General features: G+C 75.4%; 15 protein-coding genes and 1 pseudogene. 6 read left to right on the top strand and 10 right to left on the bottom strand.

Translation table 11 applies throughout. The annotated features are described in order from the left end of the window. The 3 genes and pseudogenes from VFZ92_RS25555 to VFZ92_RS25545 form a co-directional block, all read right to left on the bottom strand. Positions 1 to 258, bottom strand: a pseudogene (locus tag VFZ92_RS25555) (histidine kinase); the annotation flags it as partial. 59 nt (positions 259 to 317) lie between these two features. Further along, the gene (locus VFZ92_RS25550; RefSeq protein ID WP_330878566.1) at positions 318 to 1208 is read right to left on the bottom strand and encodes a universal stress protein; all 891 of its coding nucleotides are present in this window, start codon (positions 1206 to 1208) and stop codon (positions 318 to 320) included. Between the two features lie 150 nt (positions 1209 to 1358). Then, positions 1359 to 2570, bottom strand: coding sequence for an FAD-binding domain-containing protein (locus tag VFZ92_RS25545; RefSeq protein WP_330878567.1), 1212 nt, complete (start codon positions 2568 to 2570; stop codon positions 1359 to 1361). A 161-nt stretch (positions 2571 to 2731) separates the two neighbouring features. Here VFZ92_RS25545 and VFZ92_RS25540 point away from each other — a divergent pair, with 161 nt between their 5' ends. Further along, positions 2732 to 4180, top strand: a complete 1449-nt coding sequence (locus tag VFZ92_RS25540; RefSeq protein ID WP_330878565.1) for a cryptochrome/photolyase family protein — start codon at positions 2732 to 2734, stop codon at positions 4178 to 4180. A 14-nt stretch (positions 4181 to 4194) separates the two neighbouring features. On the opposite strand, the gene VFZ92_RS25535 is transcribed toward VFZ92_RS25540, so the two are convergent. Further along, entirely contained in the window at positions 4195 to 4962 is a 768-nt protein-coding gene (locus VFZ92_RS25535) for a class I SAM-dependent methyltransferase (RefSeq protein ID WP_330878564.1), read from the bottom strand. Between the two features lie 155 nt (positions 4963 to 5117). Here VFZ92_RS25535 and VFZ92_RS25530 point away from each other — a divergent pair, with 155 nt between their 5' ends. Then, a complete protein-coding gene (locus tag VFZ92_RS25530; RefSeq protein WP_330878563.1) occupies positions 5118 to 5306 on the top strand; it encodes a hypothetical protein in 189 nt (62 codons plus the stop codon). A 10-nt stretch (positions 5307 to 5316) separates the two neighbouring features. Here the strand turns inward: VFZ92_RS25530 and VFZ92_RS25525 are convergent, their stop codons facing one another. After that, entirely contained in the window at positions 5317 to 6288 is a 972-nt protein-coding gene (locus VFZ92_RS25525) for a sigma-70 family RNA polymerase sigma factor (protein ID WP_330878562.1), read from the bottom strand. Between the two features lie 110 nt (positions 6289 to 6398). Further along, positions 6399 to 6590, bottom strand: a complete 192-nt coding sequence (locus VFZ92_RS25520; RefSeq protein WP_330878561.1) for a hypothetical protein — start codon at positions 6588 to 6590, stop codon at positions 6399 to 6401. Between the two features lie 120 nt (positions 6591 to 6710). Here VFZ92_RS25520 and VFZ92_RS25515 point away from each other — a divergent pair, with 120 nt between their 5' ends. Together VFZ92_RS25515 and VFZ92_RS25510 are read left to right on the top strand one after the other, a co-directional pair. Next, positions 6711 to 7673: a threonine ammonia-lyase gene (locus VFZ92_RS25515; protein ID WP_330878560.1), complete on the top strand. Its 963-nt coding sequence runs from the start codon at positions 6711 to 6713 to the stop codon at positions 7671 to 7673. Positions 7674 to 7768: 95 nt separating this feature from the next. Then, complete coding sequence (locus VFZ92_RS25510) at positions 7769 to 10711, top strand: AfsR/SARP family transcriptional regulator (RefSeq protein WP_330878559.1); 2943 nt, start codon at positions 7769 to 7771, stop codon at positions 10709 to 10711. A gap of 58 nt (positions 10712 to 10769) precedes the next feature. Here the strand turns inward: VFZ92_RS25510 and VFZ92_RS25505 are convergent, their stop codons facing one another. Next, complete coding sequence (locus tag VFZ92_RS25505) at positions 10770 to 11267, bottom strand: hypothetical protein (RefSeq protein ID WP_330878558.1); 498 nt, start codon at positions 11265 to 11267, stop codon at positions 10770 to 10772. 42 nt (positions 11268 to 11309) lie between these two features. Next, positions 11310 to 12113 (bottom strand): hypothetical protein, encoded by an 804-nt coding sequence (locus VFZ92_RS25500; RefSeq protein ID WP_330878557.1) that lies wholly within the window; start codon positions 12111 to 12113, stop codon positions 11310 to 11312. A 386-nt stretch (positions 12114 to 12499) separates the two neighbouring features. Between VFZ92_RS25500 and VFZ92_RS25495 the strand changes: the two genes are divergently transcribed. Then, entirely contained in the window at positions 12500 to 13162 is a 663-nt protein-coding gene (locus VFZ92_RS25495) for a GNAT family N-acetyltransferase (protein WP_330878556.1), read from the top strand. A 71-nt stretch (positions 13163 to 13233) separates the two neighbouring features. On the opposite strand, the gene VFZ92_RS25490 is transcribed toward VFZ92_RS25495, so the two are convergent. After that, positions 13234 to 14247 (bottom strand): GlxA family transcriptional regulator, encoded by a 1014-nt coding sequence (locus VFZ92_RS25490; RefSeq protein WP_330878555.1) that lies wholly within the window; start codon positions 14245 to 14247, stop codon positions 13234 to 13236. Between the two features lie 44 nt (positions 14248 to 14291). Here VFZ92_RS25490 and VFZ92_RS25485 point away from each other — a divergent pair, with 44 nt between their 5' ends. Then, positions 14292 to 15056, top strand: coding sequence for an NAD(P)H-dependent oxidoreductase (locus tag VFZ92_RS25485; protein WP_330878554.1), 765 nt, complete (start codon positions 14292 to 14294; stop codon positions 15054 to 15056). Positions 15057 to 15183: 127 nt separating this feature from the next. Here the strand turns inward: VFZ92_RS25485 and VFZ92_RS25480 are convergent, their stop codons facing one another. Further along, on the bottom strand, positions 15184 to 18120 hold the full coding sequence (locus tag VFZ92_RS25480) for a beta-galactosidase (protein ID WP_330878553.1): 2937 nt from the start codon (positions 18118 to 18120) through the stop codon (positions 15184 to 15186). Between the last annotated feature and the right edge of the window lie 21 nt (positions 18121 to 18141).

Raw genomic sequence — 18141 nt, 5'->3', positions numbered from 1 at the left:
CCTGGTCCCCAACACACCCAACGCCCCGTACCGCGCACCCACCAGCTCCACCGCCGCGTCCACGATCCGCTGGAGCGTCGAATCCAGCTCCAGCCCCGACCCCACCGCCAGCACCGCGTCCAGCAGGCTCCGCATCTGGTCGCGGGTCGTGGCGATCTCGGTCAGCCGCTCACCCACCTCGCCGAGCAGCTCGTCCAAGCGCAACCCGGCGAGGCTCACCTCCGCGCCGCCACCACCGGGCTCGGGCCCGTGCACCATCCGCGCGTCTCCTCCTCCGGCAGCCCGCCGCGCCGTGCGGGCCCACCCCGCTCCGCGCGCTACCCCGGCCTGCGCGGGTCCGGTCGGACCACCGCGAGCGGGCACGGGGCGTGGTAGACCAGCGCCTGGCTGGTCGAGCCCAGCAGCATCCCGGCGAACCCGCCGTGCCCCCGGCTGCCCACGACGAGGAGCCGCGCGTCCCGCGCCAGCCTCAGCAGCGCGCGGACCGGCCGGTCCCGCACGACGAGGCGGTCGACGTGGACGTCCGGGTACTTCTCCTGCCACCCGGCCATCCGCTGCGCGAGCAACCGCCGCTCGGCCTGCTCCACCTCCTCCCAGTCGATCGCCTGCCGCGCCTCGTCGTACGGGCTGCCGACCAGGAAGTCGGTCCACGTCATCACCGCCGTCAGCGACGCCCCGCGCGTCGACGCCGCGTCGAACGCGAACTCGATCGCGGCCTCGCTGGCGGGAGACCCGTCCACCCCGACGACGACCGGACCACCCTCGGGGGGTGTGCCGCGGACGACCACCACCGGGCACTCCCCGTGAGCCGACAGCCCCACCGCCGTGGAACCGACCAGCAGACCGGTGAAGCCGCCCAGCCCCTGCGAGCCGAGGACGATCATCCTGGCGCGGCGGGACTCGCCGACGAGCACCGGCACCACCGACCCGAACGGCGTGACGGCCTCGACGTCGACGGTGGGCGCGGCGGTCCTCGCCGCCTCCTCGGCCGCGGCGAGCCAGGCGTCGGCCTGCTCCTCCACCGCCCGGCGCACCTCGTACTCGGTGACCAGGAGTTCGGGGTAGCCCCGGACGGGCACGAACAGCGCGTGCACCAGGCGCAGCCGCACGCCGTGCCGAGCGGACTCCTGCGCGGCCCACGCCACGGCGTCGAGCGCGGAACTCGATCCGTCGACGCCGACCACGATCGGTGCGGGTCCTCCGGTCATGACAGGTCCTTCCCGCTGTGGACGGTGACTGCCCCCACCGCCGCGCGTCGATCCGACGGCCGACCGCACGCGGGCGTGGTTCCAGCGTGCGCGGGGACCAGGACCGCGAACAGGTCCGAAGGTCCGTCGTCGGAGGACCGGAGTGCCCTGTCAGCGCGGCCGTGCGTGGCGGCGCCACGCGCTGTACGACCGCAGGGCGAACGACTCGGGCCTGATCAACCAGGGCCACGGGTGCACCTCGACCGGCCGCACCGCCCGCGCGATCCGCTGCCAGCCGGGGACCGGGGTCCAGGTCGCCGCGACGCTCCGCCCGGCCAGCTCCTCCGCCGGACGGCCCCGGTGCACCCGCACGGGCCGGGTGGCCGCCAGTTCACCGAGGGTCTGCGCGAGGAACACCAGCCTGGTCCCGGACAGCCGCAACCGGGCCAGCAGCGGCTCGTCGAACACGAACACCGCGGGCCGGTCCGGTACGGCGGCCAGCGCCGGGTCGCGGTCGCCCAGCGACTCCGCCGTCAGCCACACCACCTCACCACCGCCGCCCTCGACGCGCGCCGGACCCGCCGGGACGGGCGCCCGGCCCAGGTCGGGCCCGTCCACCGGCGGACCGGGTTCCGCGTCCGGCCACGACTCCACCGGGCAGTCCGCGGCCAGCGGGCACGACGCGCACAGCGACGGCGCCCGCCGCTCGACCTGCCCGCGGCTGAAACCGTAGGGCTTGCCGCTGCCCGTGCCCACCGTCCACTGCCAGCCGAGCCGGTTCGCCGCGCGGGAGCCGTCCACCAGGTGCGCGAACATCTCGTCCTCGCCCTGCGCCCAGTCCCGGCCCGCGCGCACGGCCCACTGCGAGGCCAGCCACATCCGCGCCTGGTTCACGAGCCAGCCGTCCCGGTGCAGCTCCGTCACCATCGCCGACACGCACGCCATGTCCCCCGGCCACGGGTCCCGCGACCACCCGGCTCCGGTGCTCGGCTGCCGGTAGCGCAGCGGCCGGGCGGTCCGCTCACCCAGCCGGGAGTACAGGTGGCGGGCGTACTCCTGCCACAGCAGCTCGTCGCGGTACTTCACCCGGTCCCGCTCCGGCGCGCCGTCCACGGCCGACCACACCTCCGGCAGCGTGACCAGACCGTGGCGGAGGTAGGGCGACATCCGGCTGGCCCCGCGCTCGGACCGGGGCAGCACGGTGCCGCGGGTGCTCGCGTACCCGGTCACGTCGAGGCGGGCGAGTGCGGCGTCCGCGGCCCCCTGCCCCCCGGCGAACGCCGACGCCGCGACGGCTCCCCCCGGTTCGCGGGTCAGGTCTCCCAGGTGCAGGCGCACCCAGTCGAGCACACCGGGCTGGTCGGCGGGCGGAACGGGCAGCATCGGCACGCCGACCAGTCTGTGCCCGCGGCACCCGTCGTGCTCCACGGCCGACCGCCGGGTCGCCCGACCGTGGGGCCGTGGTCCGCCCGTCGTGCGGGAGCGCGGCGCGCGCCCTAGCGTCGAGCCGTGATCAGCACCGTCCTGGCGGGAACAGCGGTCCGGTGACGGCGCTGCTGCTGTTCGGCGACCAGTTGGGCCCGCACTTCCACTCCGAGCACACCGGGGAGGTCCTGCTCGTCGAGTCCGCCGCGGCGCTGCGGCGCAGGCCGTACCACCGGCAGAAGCTGCACCTCGTGCTGTCCGGCATCCGGCACCTCGCCGCCGAGCTGGGCGACCGCGCGACCGTCGTCCGCGCCGAGACGTACGCGGACGCCGTGCGCGGGTTCGGCAAGCCCCTGGTCGCCTACCAGCCGGGGTCGCGCGCCGCGGAGGCGCTGCTGCGGCGGCTGGGGGTCGAGGTGCTGCCCACGCCCGCGTTCGCGCTGGAGCGCCGGGAGTTCACCGACTGGGCGGCCGGGCGGACCTCGTTCGTGATGGAGGACTTCTACCGGGAGCAGCGCCGCCGGTTCGGCGTGCTGCTCGACGGCGGCGACCCGGTCGGCGGCCGGTGGAACCACGACGCGGACAACCGCGAGCCACCGCCGAGGGCGGCCGGGCTGGACGTGCCGGAGCCGTGGTGGCCGGAGGAGGACTCCGTCGACGCCGCGGTGCGCGCGGACCTGGACGCGATGGACCTGCCGACGGTGGGCGTGGACGGCCCGCGCTGGTTCGCGATCACGCGGCGGGAGGCGCTGGCCGCGCTGGAGACGTTCGTGCGGGACCGGTTGCCGCACTTCGGTCCGCACGAGGACGCCGTGCTCACCCGCGACCCGACGATGGCGCACTCGCTGCTGTCCGTGCCGCTCAACCACGGCCTGCTGCACCCGCTGGAGGTCGTGCGCGCGGCCGAGGCCGCCTACCGGGCGGGCACCGCGCCGACGGCGAGCGTCGAGGGGTTCGTGCGGCAGGTGCTGGGGTGGCGCGAGTACGTGTGGCACCTCTACTGGCACCTGGGTCCGGAGTACCGGCGGCACAACGAGTTCCGCGCCACCACGCCGCTGCCGGACTGGTGGCGCGAGCTGCGGCCCGGCGGCGTGCGGGCCGCGTGCGTGCGGACGGCGCTGGAGGGCGTCCGCGACCACGGGTGGGTGCACCACATCCAGCGGTTGATGGTGCTCGGCAACCACGCCCTGCAACGGGGCTACGACCCGGCCGCGCTCAACGACTGGTTCGTCACGTCCTTCGTGGACGGTTTCCCGTGGGTCATGCCGGTGAACGTGGTGGGCATGAGCCAGCACGCCGACGGCGGTCTCATCGCGACCAAGCCGTACCTGAGCGGCGGCGCGTACCTCAACCGGATGACCGACCACTGCCGCGGCTGCTGGTTCGACCCGAAGAAGCGCACCGGCGAGCGGGCGTGCCCGTTCACCGCGGGCTACTGGGCGTGGCTGGACCGGCACGCCGCCCGGCTGCGCGGCAACCACCGGATGTCCCGCGCCGTGCAGGGGCTCCAGCGCCTGTCCGACCTGGACGAGGTGCGCGCCCGCGAGCCGCGTCGCGAGGTCTTCTGAGGCAGCGGGCGGGCTCAGCCGTCGAGCGGTTTGCGCGCCTCGATGAGGAAGCGGCGGGAGTGGGCGACGAACGGGCCGTCCGCCCCGATCCGCTCGTGCAGCGCCCGCAGGCGGTCGAGGTACTTCTCGACGGTGAAGTCCGGGACGAACCAGATCACCTTGCGCAGGAAGTAGACCATCGCCCCGACGTCGGAGAACTCCATCCTCAGCTCGGCGGTCCGCAGGTCCAGCACCTCCAGCCCGGCCTCCCGCGCCCCGGTCTCCGCCAGCTCCGCCTCGCGGCGGCTCCGGCCGAGGGGCTGGGGGCCGAGGAAGAAGTCGTAGACCTCGTGGCCGCTGTCCGGGCCGACCTGCTGGGAGAGGTAGGTGCCGCCCGGAGCCAGGACGCGGGCGACCTCACCCCAGTGGGCGGTCACCGGGTGGCGGCTGGTGACCAGGTCGAAGGTGCCGTCGGCGAACGGCAGCGGCGGCTCGTCCCCGTCGGCGACCACGACGACGCCCTTGTCCCGCAGGTTCCGCTGGGCCCGCTCGACGTTCGGCGGCCACGACTCGGTCGCGACCATGCCCTTGGCCGCGCGCTGCGGGACACCCGCCAGCACCTCGCCGCCACCGGTCTGGACGTCGAGGCTCACCTCCGCGCGACCGATCCGCTCGCCCATCAGCCGCTGGTAGCCCCAGGGTGGCCGCTCCTCGGTGGCGCGCCCGTCGAGCCAGGAGAAGTCCCAGCCCGTGACGTCGACCGCGGCGGCCTCCGCGACCAGTTCCTCGAATCCGTCGTCCACGACGCGGAAGGGTCGCACGGAGCGCGGCGGCGGAGCGACCGCGTTTCGACCGCCCGGTCCCGCCGGTGCGGTGGCCCGGCCTGCCGACGGGCGCGGTTACCGTCGCGGTGCCACGGGTAGCCGAGGCGGGTACCGCACCGAGCAGGAGGGCGACGATGACCGCACCCGAACCCGGGCCCCTGGCCGACGACGCCGCCGAGGCCGATGTCCTGGAGCAGCTCGCTCCGACCGACGACGACGGTCACGCCGAGGTGTTCGGCGGTGAGGTCGGCGACGTGGAGGCCGACCCGGCGGACGTCGCCGACCAGCGGTGGGCCGTCCCGCTGGACGACGACCGCCGCTGACCAGCGAACCTCAGGCCGTCAACGCCTGCAACGCACCGCTGCGCTCCGGGTCGCGCAACAACCGCAGCGACTCCTTCTCCAACTGCCGAATCCGCTCGCGCGTCAACCCCAGATCGTCAGCGACCTCCTGGAGCGTGTGCGCGCGACCGTCGGCCAACCCGAACCGCCGAGCCACGATCCGCGCCTGCCGCTCCGGCAGCGTGTCCACCAGCGCGCGCAGCTCCGCGGCCACCGCCTCCTGCTCGACGACGTCCTCCGCCCGCACGGCGTCGGTGTCCTCGATCAGGTCGGCGACCGACGTGCCGCCGTCCTCGCCGACCGGGGTCTCCAGGCTGAGCGTGGCCCGTGCCGCGGACCGCAGCTCCACGACCCGGCCCACCGCCACCCCGGCCGCCCGCGCGATCTCCTCGGGGGTCGGGTCGCGGTCGGACTCGGCCCGCAGCCGCCGCTCGACCTTCTGGAGCTTGCCCAGCTCCTCCGTCACGTGGACGGGGATGCGGATGGTGCGGGACTGGTCGGCCAGGCCGCGTTCGACGGCCTGGCGGATCCACCAGACGGCGTAGGTGGAGAACTTGAACCCCTTGGTGTGGTCGAACTTCTCGACCGCGCGGATCAGGCCGAGGTTGCCCTCCTGGACCACGTCCAGCAGCGGCAGGCCGCGGAAGGCGTGCTTCTTGGCGACCGACACGACCAGGCGCAGGTTCGCCCGGATCATGTGGTCCTTGGCTCGCAGGCCGTCGGCCACCACCGCGCGCAGGTCGCGGCGCCGTCGCGGGGTCAGCGGCTCGGCCTCGGCGCGGCGCAGCAGCTCCTCGGCGTAGACGCCCGCCTCGATCCGCTTGGCCAGGTCGACCTCCTCCCCGGCGGTCAGCAGCGGCGTCGAGCCGATCTCGCGCAGGTAGTGGCCCAGCGGATCCGCCTCCGGCGACCGGCGCACCGCGGCCGGACGCGTCGACGTGCTCGTTCCCGACCTCAACGGCATGACCTCTCCTCGCAGGCTCGCACCCGCTCGAACGAGACGCGGGTTCGGTGGGGGGTGGCTGCCCGAGGGGCAGCTCTGGTGCAACGAGCGCGGGGTGACCGCTATTCCGCCTACCGACCGGACGTGTCCGGGTCGATCCGGTCCGGCACGGCCCGCGCCTCCCGCGGGTCCAGCCCGAGCATGGTCAGCACCTCGCGGCACTCGTCCGCGTTCGACGCCACCGCCGCGACCACGCGCACCGCCCGCGCCCGCTCGGCCCGTGGAACCCCGAACTCCGCGCCGACACGCTCCTCGACCGACACGGCAGTCCCCCTCGGCTTTCGACGACCCGCTCGGCGTACCCGGCGACGGCACGCGCAAACGGCGTGGCACGGCCGCGATCGAACGGGGCGCCCGCGACCTCGGGTGGGTACGGTCCCGGCGTGCTCAGGACTCGCCTCGACCTCGACCGGATCCACGCCGCCCGCCAGCTGGTCGACCCGGTGTTCCTGGACTCCCCGCTGTACCGGTGCGACGCGCTCGGCCGCCGGCTCGGCTGCGCGGTGAGCGTCAAGCTCGAAACGGCGAACCCGGTCCGCAGCTTCAAGGGCCGCGGCACCGAACTCGTGACGAGCCTGCTGGTCGAGCGGGGCGGGACGGCCGCGGTGTGCGCCAGCGCGGGCAACCTGGGCCAGGCGCTCGCCTGGTCCGGTCGCCGCCGCGGCCTGGACGTGACGGTCGTGGCGTCGCGCGGGGCACCTGCCGTGAAGCTCGACCGGATCCGGGCGCTGGGCGCGGAGCTGGAGCTGGTGGACGGCGACATCGAGACGGCCCGCGAGCGGGCGGCGGACATCGCGCGGCTGCGCGGCGTCCGGCTGGTCGAGGACAGCCTGGACGTGGAGACCTGCGAGGGGGCCGCGACGATCGGCCTCGAACTGGTGGACGGGGCCCCGGCGTTCGACACCGTGCTGATCGCCCTGGGCGGTGGTGCGCTGGCCACCGGCGTGGGCTACGTGCTGAAGACCCTGGCTCCGGCGGTCGAGGTGGTCTGCGTGCAGCCCGCGGGCGCGCCCGCCATGACCCGCTCCTGGCACGAGCGCCGCGTCGTCACCACCGACTCGACCGACACCGTCGCCGACGGCGTCGCGGGCCGCTTCCCCATCCCGGAGGTCCTGGACGACCTGCTCGCGGTGGCCGACGACGCCGTCCTCGTCCGGGAGTCGTCGATCGTCACCGGTGTGCGGCTGCTCCTGGAGCACACGGGCCTGGTCGTCGAGCCCTCGGCCGCCCTCGGCGTCGCCGCCGTCCTGGAGGACCCCGACCGGTTCGCGGGCGGGCACGTGGTCACCGTCGTGTGCGGCGGCAACGTCGACCTGGACGCCTACCGCGGCTGGGTCTACGGGTAACCGGAGCAGGCCGCGAAACCGCACGACGGGCACGATCCCGGCACCTACCATGCGGGGGTCGAGGAGCACGCGTACCGACCGTCTGGGGGGCCGGCGTGGAGTTTCTGGTCCTGGGGCCGATCCGGCTGTGCGCGGCCGGACGGGCCGTGGCCGTCGGTGAGCCGCGCCAGCAGGCGGTGCTGGCGGTGCTGCTGCTGGAGGCCGGTCGCACGGTCGGCGTCGACACGCTGGTGGACCGGGTCTGGGGCGAGTCCGCGCCCCAGCAGGTCCGGCGGTCCCTCCAGGCGCACATCACCCGCATCCGGCGCGCGCTCGACCGGGCCGAACCGGGAAGCGCCGCGCTGGTCCGGGAGTCGGGCGGCTACCGGCTCGACGTCCGGCCCGAGCAGGTCGACCTGTTCCGCTTCCGCGGCGCGCTGCGGGTGGGGTCGGCCGACCGCGCGGCGCTGCGCGCGGCACTGGGGCTCTGGCGCGGCGAGCCGCTGGCGGGACTGCGGGGCGACTGGGCCGAGCGCACCCGCGACGCCCTGCGCCACGAGTACGCCACCGCCGTCCTGGCCTGGGCGGGTGCCGAGATCCGCGCGGGCGGCGCGGCCTCGACGATCACGCAGCTGAGCGAGCTGGTCGACGAGCACCCGTTGCAGGAGGCGGCGGTCGCGACGCTGATGCGGGCGCTGCACGCCGTGGGTCGCGGTGCCGACGCGCTCGCCCACCACGACCGGATCCGCCGGGCGCTGCGCGACGAGCTGGGCGCGGACCCCGGCCCCGAGCTGTCCGCCGCGCACGAGGCCGTCCTGCGCAACGAGCTGCCGCCGCGGGCCGTGCCGTCGGTGCCCGCGCAGCTCCCCGCCGACGTCGCCGCGTTCACCGGGCGGGCGGGTGAGCTGGCCGAGCTGGACCGGCTCGCCGCGGGCACCGGCCGGGAACCGGTGATCGTCTGCCTGGTCGGCACGGCCGGGGCAGGCAAGACGGCGACGGCCGTGCGCTGGGGGCACCGGGTCCGGGACCGCTTCCCGGACGGGCAGCTCTACCTGGACCTGCGCGGGTACGACCCGGACCAGCCGGTGTCGCCCGCCGACGGGCTGGCCGCGTTCCTGACCGCGCTGCTGCCCCCCGGCGGGGAGGTGCCGCTCGGGCTGGCCGAGCGCGCGGCCCGGTTCCGCACCGAGGTGTCCGGCAGGCGGATGCTGGTCGTGCTGGACAACGCCGCCACCGTCGAGCAGGTCCGGCCGCTGCTGCCGGGCACCCGCTCCTGCGCCGTGGTGGTGACCAGCCGCGACTCCCTCGCCGGGCTCGTCGCCCTGCACGGCGCTCACCGGCTCGTGGTGGACCGGTTGCCCGCCCGCGACGCCGTCGCGCTGGTGCGCGGGCTCGTCGGCTCCCGCGTCGACGACGACCCCGGGTCGGCCGCCGCGCTGACCGAGCGGTGCGTGCGGCTGCCGCTGGCCCTGCGCCTCGCGGCCGAACTCGCCGCGTCCCGGCCAGCCACGACGCTGTCCCGGCTGGTGGACGAGCTGAGCGCCGCCCAGCGCACCCTCGACCTGTTCAGCGGCGGTGGCGACCAGCGGGCCGCGGTGCGGACGGTGTTCTCCTGGTCGCTGCGGCAGCTCGACGCCGAGGTCGTCCGCGCCTTCGCCGCGCTCGGCCGCCACCCGGCGCCGGTGTTCGACGCCCACGTGCTCGCCGCACTGGTCGACCGTCCGCTCGACGAGGCCAGGACCACCCTGGACACCCTGGCCCGCGCGCACCTGGTGCAGCCCGCCGGCGTCGACCGGTACGGCATGCACGACCTGCTGAAGGCCTACGCCGCGGAGACCGGGCGCGACGAGCGCGCCGCGCTCGACCGGGTCTACGACTACTACCTCGCCACCGCCGCCGCGGCGATGGACCTGCTCTACCCCGGCGAGGCCGACCGCCGCCCGACCGTGGCCGCCTCGACGGGCCCGGTGCCGGACCTGCGCGGCACCGTCGAGGCGCGCGAGTGGCTGGACGCCGAACTGGCCGCCGTGCAGGCGCTGGCCGCGCACGCGGCGACGGCGGGCGTGCCGGAGCACGCCGTCCGCCTGTCCAGGCTGCTGTTCCGCTTCCTCGACGGCTACCCCGACACGGTGGCGCTGGCGGTGCACGGGCACGCCAGGGCGGCGGCGCGGGCCACCGGTGACCGCGCCGCCGAGGCGCACGTGCTCGTCGCACTGGCCGGTGCCCACATGCAGGCCGGTCGGCCTGAGGTCGCCGCCGCGGACATGTGGACGGCGTTCGCGCTGTTCTCCGAGGTCGGCGACCCGCTCGGCCAGGCGCGGGCGCTCGGCACCGTCGGGATGCTGGAGGAGCGGAGCGGCCGGTACGGCACGGCGCTCGACCACTACGCGGGAGCGCTGGCCAGGTACCGCGGGACCGGCGACGTCGGCGGCCCCGCGCACGTGCTGACCAGGCTCGGCACGATCGAGGCCAGGACCGGTCGCAGGGACGTGGGCCGGGACCACCTGCGGCAGGCGCTGCTGCTGCACCGCCGGACCGGGCACCGCTTCGGCGAGGCGTGGGTGAAGGTCGGCCTGGCGGAGGTGGCCGCGGCCTCGGGCGACCTGGCGGAGGCCGTCGAGCTGCACACCGAGGCGGCCGAGCTGTTCGCGCTGTTCGGCCACCGCGACAGCGAGGCGTGGGCGGTCGACGGCCTCGGCAGGGCCGAGACGCTGCGCGGCCGTCCGTACGACGCCGCGGCCCACCACCGGCGGTCGCTCGACCTGTTCCGCCGGTACGGGGACCGCGACGGCGAAGCCTGGTCGCTCAACGGGCTCGGCGAGGCGCTCCAGGCGAGCGGGAGCACCGCCGCAGCCCGCGCGAACCACGCCGAGGCCTTGGCCGCGGCCACCCGGATCGGCGCCCACGAGCAGGTCGCCCGCGCCCACCACGGCCTGGCCAGGACGACCGGGGCGGCCGCCGCGCGCCCGCACTACGACAGCGCCATCGCGATCTACACCGACCTGGGGCTGGCCGCCGCGGACCGGATCAGGGCGGAACTGGCCTGCCTGTCGCGCTGACCCGGTCGGACGTGGCGGTGGGGCCCGCCGAGGCGGGCCCCACCGGGTTCGCGGTCGATCAGTAGGCGTGCGACTCCAGGTTCAGGAAGTAGTCCGGGAACAGGTCACCGCCGGTGAGCGGTGGCTGGAAGGCGCACATGCCCGTCAGGTTCTCGCCGATGCACCCGAGCACGGAGTAGAACGGGTCCGCGTTGAACAGGCTGCGGGCGTTGTTCGCGGGGCTCTGCCCCTGGCCCTGGCCGGGTGACACGAAGGCGTTGTCGACGTAGGTCGACTCGGTGAAGCCCACGAAGGCCGGGAAGTCGATCCCGCTGCCCTGGAAGCCGTTCAGGTGGAACATGCACAGCTCGAAGTACTCGCAGTAGCCGTTGAAGAAGGCTTGCGCCTTGGCGTCGGTTCTGGCGCGGACGGGGCTCGACTTCGCGTCCGCCGTGGTCACCGCCACGGTGTCGCTGGTCGACGCGGCCGGACCCGCCGCCGCCGTGCCGGTGAAGCCGACCACCGCCAGCGCGGCAGCGCCCAGCAGCGGTCCCAGTCGGGTGAAGGTGTTGCGCATGGTCGTGTTCCTCTCTCACGCGGCCCGTGCGGCCGCGCCGTCTCAGGGGCCGAGCGACCGGCGGGCCTGCTCGACGTCCGCCGCGTTGGCCTCCCGCACCTCGGCCAGCGCGGCGCGGTTGGCCGCGACGAGGTCGCGCTGGATCGACCGCTCCTCGTCGAACCACACGCCGACGAGGTTGGTCTCCTCCTTGCAGGCGAGGTCCGCCGCGGCCACGGCCAGCTCGTCGGGGGTCGCCGGACCGGCGAACCGGGCGTCGGAGGAGGGGGCCAGCGGATCGGGGTAGTCGAAGCCCCGCGCGCGCACGCACGCCGACCACGCCTCGACGACGGCGCGCACGCGCGGGGCTTCGCGGGAACGGGTGAAGCTCTCCCCGGCGAGCCGGAGCGCGAGCTCGCGGTCGAGACCGGGCCGCCTGCTCCGGCGCTGCCCGTCCTCGACGCGCTCGATGCAGCCGCCCGCCCCCTCCAGCGCCACCCGTTCCTCCGGCGTCGGCTCGGTCCGGGACCCCACCGGGGCGCTCTCCCCCACCCCGTACCCGTCGACGGCGGCCGTGGCCTCGTCGGTGATGCCGTACCGACGCTCGTTCCAACCGCGCAGCCCGACGTCGACCCGCTCGCCCTCGGGCGGGTAGTCGAACCCGGCTTCCCGCATGCACTCGCGGGTCAGCACGACCCGCGCCCGGCCCAGGTCGTTCAGCTGGTCGGGTGACAGCAGGTACTCGTCGAGCGGCAGGCGCAGGTCCGCACCGGCCAGCACCACCGGTGTCGGTTCCTCCGGAGGGGCCGACGCGCAGCCCGCCAGGGCCAGCGCGGTCGCGAGCGTCGCGGCGTGTCGCACGAGCATCGGTCCTCCTCCGGTCTCTCGGTCCAGGGGGATGGTGACCGGCGCGACCGGTGGGGAACGTTGTGGAAGTGTTGTGGCCCCACCGACCTCGTCGGCGCACGGTGGCCGGCGCCGTGGAGGCGGTGGTCCCGCCCTCGCGGCTCGCAGGCGTCTCGGCCGCCCGGCCGGGGCCGGCGATGAGCAGGCGGCCCACGGCGACCAGGTCGAGGAGGGGTCGTGCGGCTCGACGCCGTCGAAGCCGAGCCGTTCGGCGGCGAGGGCGAAGGCCCGGACCACGTCGAGCCGGTCGTGCCACCTGGTCCGGCGACCGGGGTCCCGGTCGCCGGACAGGGTGGCACCGCCGACAATCAGCGCGACCACCCGTCACCGACGAGGAGCCGTGGCCGATGACGACGAGCGCGAACGGCCCGACCCCGCCATCGGTGCGGCGGCAGGGCTGGGACACCGTCCCCGAGTCCGATCTCCAGCGGATCAGGGCGATCTGGCGGGAGGCGTTCCCGCCGAGCGAGCGCGGCCCGCACGACACCGTCTCCCGCCGCGACAGCACGTGGCTGTGGATCGCGCGGGCCGCCGACGGGACCGTGGTCGGGTTCGCGACGGCGCTCCTGCTCACCCGGTCCGCCACCGCCTACCTGGAGTACCTGGCCGTGGCGCCGTCCACGCGCGGCGGCGGCGCGGGAGCGGCCGTGCTGGAGGCGGTCGCGGCCGACCTGCGCGCGGAGGGGGCGGTCCGCGGGGTCGTCCTGGAGGTGGAGGACCCCGCGCGGACACCGGACGACCCGCTCCCCGCGCGGCGCCTCGCCTTCTACGCCCGCTGGGGAGCGCACCCGCTGGGCCTGCTGCGCGACTACTCCGCGCCCGACCTCGCGACGCCGGGCGGCCGGGTGCCGATGCTGGTCCTGTGGAAGGGGATCACCGACCGCGCCGAACCCGACGCGGACGGTGTCGCGCGGCTGCTGACGGACCTGTACCGGGGCTACTACGCGTCCGCCGCGCCCGAGGGGCACCTGGACGAGGTGCTCGGGCGGATCTCACCGCGCTCCCCCTGAGACCGGGGGCGCGACGCACGGGCTGCCCACGGGACGGTGCCCGCTCCGCCCTCGGGCAGCACGTGCCGGGCTCACCGCCCCCGGTCGCGGAACGCGGCGCGGTAGGCGGTGGGCGAGAGCCCCAGCTCCGCCTGGAGGTGCAGGCGCAGCGACCCGGCGGTGCCGAACCCGGCGGCGGCGGCCACCTCCTCGACGGGCAGGTCGGTGCGCTCCAGGAGGGCGCACGCCCGTTCCACGCGCTGGTGGACGAGCCACCGCCCCGGCGACGTGCCGATCTCGTCGCGGAAGCGCCGGGTGAACGTCCGCGTGCTCGTCGACTCCTGGGCCGCCAGTTCCCGCAGCGTGACGGGCCGGTGCAGGTTCGCGAGCGCCCACCCGCGCGCCCGGCTGGTCGAGGAGGTCCGCTGGTCCGGCATCGGCCGCTTCACGTACTGCGCCTGCCCGCCCTCGCGGTGCGGCGGGACGACCGTGCCGCGGGCCACGTCGTCGGCGACCGCGGCGCCGTGGTCGGTGCGGATCATGTGCAGGCACAGGTCGATGCCCGACGCCGCGCCCGCCGAGGTGAGCACGCCGCCGTCGTCGGTGTAGAGGACGTCGAGGTCGAACGCGACGTCCGGGAAGCGCTCCCGCGCCCGTGCCGACGAGCGCCAGTGCGCGGTCGCCCGCTTGCCCGCGAGCAGTCCCGCCGCGGCCAGCACGAACGACCCCGTGCAGATCGACGCGATCCGCGCACCGGGGCGGATCCGGGCCAGCGCGGCGGCCAGCGGCGGGTCGAGCGCGCCGTCCCAGGGCCCGTGGTCGGCCTCCGACCCCGGTACGACGACGGTGTCCGCCTCGGCCAGCGCCTCGGGGCCGTGGGCGACGGAGACGGTGAAGTCCGCGTCCGTCCGGATCTCGCCGGGCACGGGCGCGCACGTCACGACCTCGTAGAGCGCGACGCCACCGGCCGAGCGGGCCTGGCCGAACAGCCGGTGGACGGTGCTCAGCTCGAACGGGAGCACCCCGTCGCGAACCAGGACCGCCACGCGGTGGCGACCGTCGCGAGCGAACACGGTCATGGCCCGATCTTCGCACATGTTGTCCATCGGGCCAGTCGTCGCGGCCGTCCCGCCGTCCGATGATCGACGGCATGAACGTCCTCTGGATCCTCGCCCACCCCGATCCCCGCTCGCTCAACGGTTTCCTCGCGAAGGAGGGGTGGCGGGCACTCGCCGCCGACGGCCACGAGGTCGAGGTGTCGGACCTCTACGCGATGCGCTGGAACCCCGTCGTCGACACCGAGGGCTACGCCCACGACCCCGCCGAGCGGTTCCGGGTCGCCGCCGCCGCGAAGCACGCCTACGAGAGCGGCGCGCTGAGCCGGGACGTCCGGGCCGAGCAGGAGAAGATCGACCGGGCGGACACGGTCGTCGTCCAGTTCCCCCTGTGGTGGTTCGGGATGCCCGCCATCCTCAAGGGCTGGTTCGACAAGGTCTGGCTCCAGGGCTACGCGTACGGGCTGCGCGGTCCCGGCGGGGAGTGGATCGGCTACGGGGACGGGTTCCTCGCGGGCAAGCGCGCGCTGGCCGTCGTGACGGCGGGCGGGCCCGCGTGGTCCTACGGCGGGCGGGGCATCCACGGCGCCGCCGACGAGCTGCTGTTCCCGCTGCTGCACGGCACCCTGTTCTACGCGGGGGCGCGGGTGCTGCCCCCGCTGCTGCTCCCCGGCGCGGACCGGTTCACCCCCGAGGAGGGCGAGGGGGCCGCCGAGGAACTCCGCGGACGCCTGCGCGCCATCCCCACGACCGACCCCGTCCCGTACCGGACGCAGAACGGCGGCGACTACGACGAACGCCTCGTGCTGCGACCGGACGTGGCTCCGGGCGCGACCGGACTGGGCGTGCACCTGGCCTGACGCCGGGCGTGCGCCCGGCCCGGAACCGGTGAGCGGCCACCGCCGCTCACCGGAGACCCCTCACCCCCGTGGGTGGAGGTCCGCGCACCCCGGCACGGGCACGTCCCACACGGTCACCGGAAACCCCTCACCCCCGCGGGTGGAGGTCCGCGTACCCAGGGGCGGGCACGTCCCGCACGGCGACACCGCCGCGGACCGCGCCCGTCGTCACCAGGCCGACCCCGCCCGCCCCGGCCTCCGCGCCGTCGGTGTCGATCACCGCGAGGGACAGCGCGTTCACGCCGTGCGCGCGCAGCAGCCCGTTCGGGAGCACGAAGTCCTGCTGCGCGGCGAGGTCGCCGAGGTACTGGCCGACGTTCCACCCGTTGAGGAAGACCAGCACCCGCTGGTTCGGGGACCCGTCCGGCGCGAAGCGGAGCGCGATCGGGACGTCGTGGCCCTCGGGCAGGTCGAGCCGGAACGTGGTGCGGTGCCAGGACACCCCGGCGGGGAGCGGCACGTCCGCGAACGACCTCGACCGCTGCCACGTCCGGTCCGGGTAGCCGGGCAGGTGCCAGCCCGCGCGCTCGCCGTGCAGACCGCCGGTGTTCAGCGGCCCGCGCGCCGGGTCGGTCAGGTCCTCGCCGCCCTCCGCGCCCCGCACCCGCCACGAGATCGGCGCCGTGGAGCCGACGAGCCGCGCGCCGAAGAGCCCGCGCGGCTGCTTGAAGCGCGTGTCGTCGGCGGTCCAGTCGTCGTTGTGGCCCATGTTCTCCACCAGCACCGAGATCGTGACGGGTCGGCCCCGTTCGACCAGGCCCGGCGGGATGGTGAAGTCGCCCCTGCCCGGATCGGGGTTCACCGGCTCGGAGTCGGACTGGACGCCCCCGGCCGCCGAGCCGACGTAGTGGCCGTCGACCCACACCAGGTAGATCCCCCGCCGTCCGGTGATCGCGTTCAACGAGATCGCGGTCTCCCCGCCGGTGGGGGTGAACCTGCCGCGGTACCAGACGTTCCCGTGGTGGAACCCGTAGTCGCCGCTGTAGAGCACGGGCAGGGTCTTGGGCTTGATCGGGCTCTCGGTGGTGGTCCGGTCCGCGATCGTCCAGCCGGAGTCGTCGAACCCCGGAGCCGCCTCGGGGACGTCGACGCGGTGCCGCCACTCGGTCAGCGGCGGCAGCGCCACCGGCCGGGGTCCGGCGACCTCCCCGAGCAGGCTGCCGCTCGACGTCCGGGTGACCCGCACCCGTTCGCCGCCGACGACGAGCCGCCGCGCGGACGCCGGTCCGAACACCTCGACCTCACCGGCGCGGTCGACGTCGGCGCGCAGCCGCACGGTGCCGCCGACCGCGCTCGCGGACCGCGCGAGCGCCGTGCCGCGGACGAGGACCGTGCCGCCACCGGTGTCCAGCCGCCAGAACCGCGCGGCCTCCTCGCCGGTGGCGAGCAGCAGGAGCAGCGGCGGCCTGCCGCCACCGGACACGAGCACCCTCGCCAGGCCGGAGTGGCGGTAGTCCAGCCGCAGGTCGCCCGTGGCGGCGTCGAACGACGAGGCGACCCGGCCGTCCAGCACCCGCACCGACGGTGCGGAGGAGTACCGCAGCACGGTGGACCCGTCCTCGCCGTCCCGGCCGTGCAGCACGGCGACGTCCCGGCCGCCGACGGGCGCGTGGGTCAGGATCTCCGACGTGGACCACACGAGCCGCTGGCCGCCGAGGTCGTAGCCCGCCACGAGGATCTTCGCGTCCCGTCCGGCGATCCGGACCGGCACCCGGTAGCGGCCGTCCGGGGTGGACCAGTCCAGCGTCGTGGCGAGGTCGGCGGTGTCCGCGCGGTCGGCGTGCCGCAGCAGGACGAACTGCGTCCCGGTGTCGGGGTTGGCCCTGGCCCGCGTCCCCACCGCGGGGTCGGCGGGCACGGGCGCGGCGGACGGGTCGGTCTTCGCCAGCGGTGCCACCGAGGTGACGAAGTAGCCCTGCCGCTTGAACTCGTCGTACTTCGGCGTGAGCCGACGCCCCTCGGTGATCGCCGCGCCGTAGTCGTAGGAGGTGTAGACGTCGTTGGGCTGCGGGAGCCAGCCCCACGACGTGCCGCCGAAGGCCATGTAGTAGTTGAACACCGTCGCGCCGCTGCCCACGACGTTGGACTTGTAGAACACCCTCATGTAGTCCGGCCCGGTGAGGCGCCCGCACTTCTCGTACCCCGCGTTGGCGAGGTCGATGGCGCCCGCCTGGTACTCGGCGGCGTAGACCGGGGCGTCCTCGCGCAGGCGCCGGGTGATGCCGTCGCCCCACGGACCCCAGGTCGTGTCCGGGTTCGGGCAGTCGAAGGACTGCGGGTAGTCGTCCACGCCGGGGATCTGCACCGCGCCCTGGCCGGACGACCAGTTCGGCAGGGTGCCGCCGCAGCAGTTGTTGTGCGTGATCGGCACGTCGATGCCGTGCTCGCGGGCCGTCCGCTGCAACTGCTCCATGTACAGCGGGTCGACGTTCGCGCCGTACTCGTTCTCCACGTTGTAGGCGATGACCGAGCCGCCCCTGGTGACCTGGTGCCGGGCGATGATCGGGTCGACGCGGTCGAGCCAGTCCCGGTACGCCGCCGTGTACCCGTCATCGCTCGACCTGGCCCGACCCGGCACCTGCTTCAGCCACGCGGGCATCCCGCCGCCGGTGGTCTCGGCGTTGATGTAGGGCCCCGGCCGCGCGACCACGTACAGGCCCAGCTCCTCGGTCAGCGCGAGCAGCCGGTCGATGTCGCGGACCCCGGTGAAGTCGTACACGCCCTGCTTCGGCGAGTGGTAGCCCCAGTGGAAGTACAGCGACACCCCGTTGAACCCCGCCGCCCTGATCTTCTCCAGCACGTCGCGCCACAGGTCCGGGCTCGGCAGGCGGAAGTAGTGGAACTCCCCGGCCCACAGCAGGACCCGCTCCCCGTCGACCGTCATCGAGTACCGGTCGTAGCCGACCTCGTGGCGCTGCTGCGCGCGGTCGGGCGCGGCGTCCACCGACCGGGCCGCCGCCCCTCCCGCGACGACGGCGAGCAGCAGCGCGAGCAGCGGCGGCAGGACGCGGGTCGTGGCTCTCATCGGTCGGTCACCTCCGGTGCG

Origin of the sequence: Umezawaea sp. (genome assembly GCF_036375055.1) — a bacterium.
Classification (GTDB): Bacteria; Actinomycetota; Actinomycetes; order Mycobacteriales; family Pseudonocardiaceae; genus Umezawaea.
The sequence above is the reverse complement of the archived record's forward strand: the minus strand, read 5'-3'. Positions and strand labels throughout refer to the sequence as shown.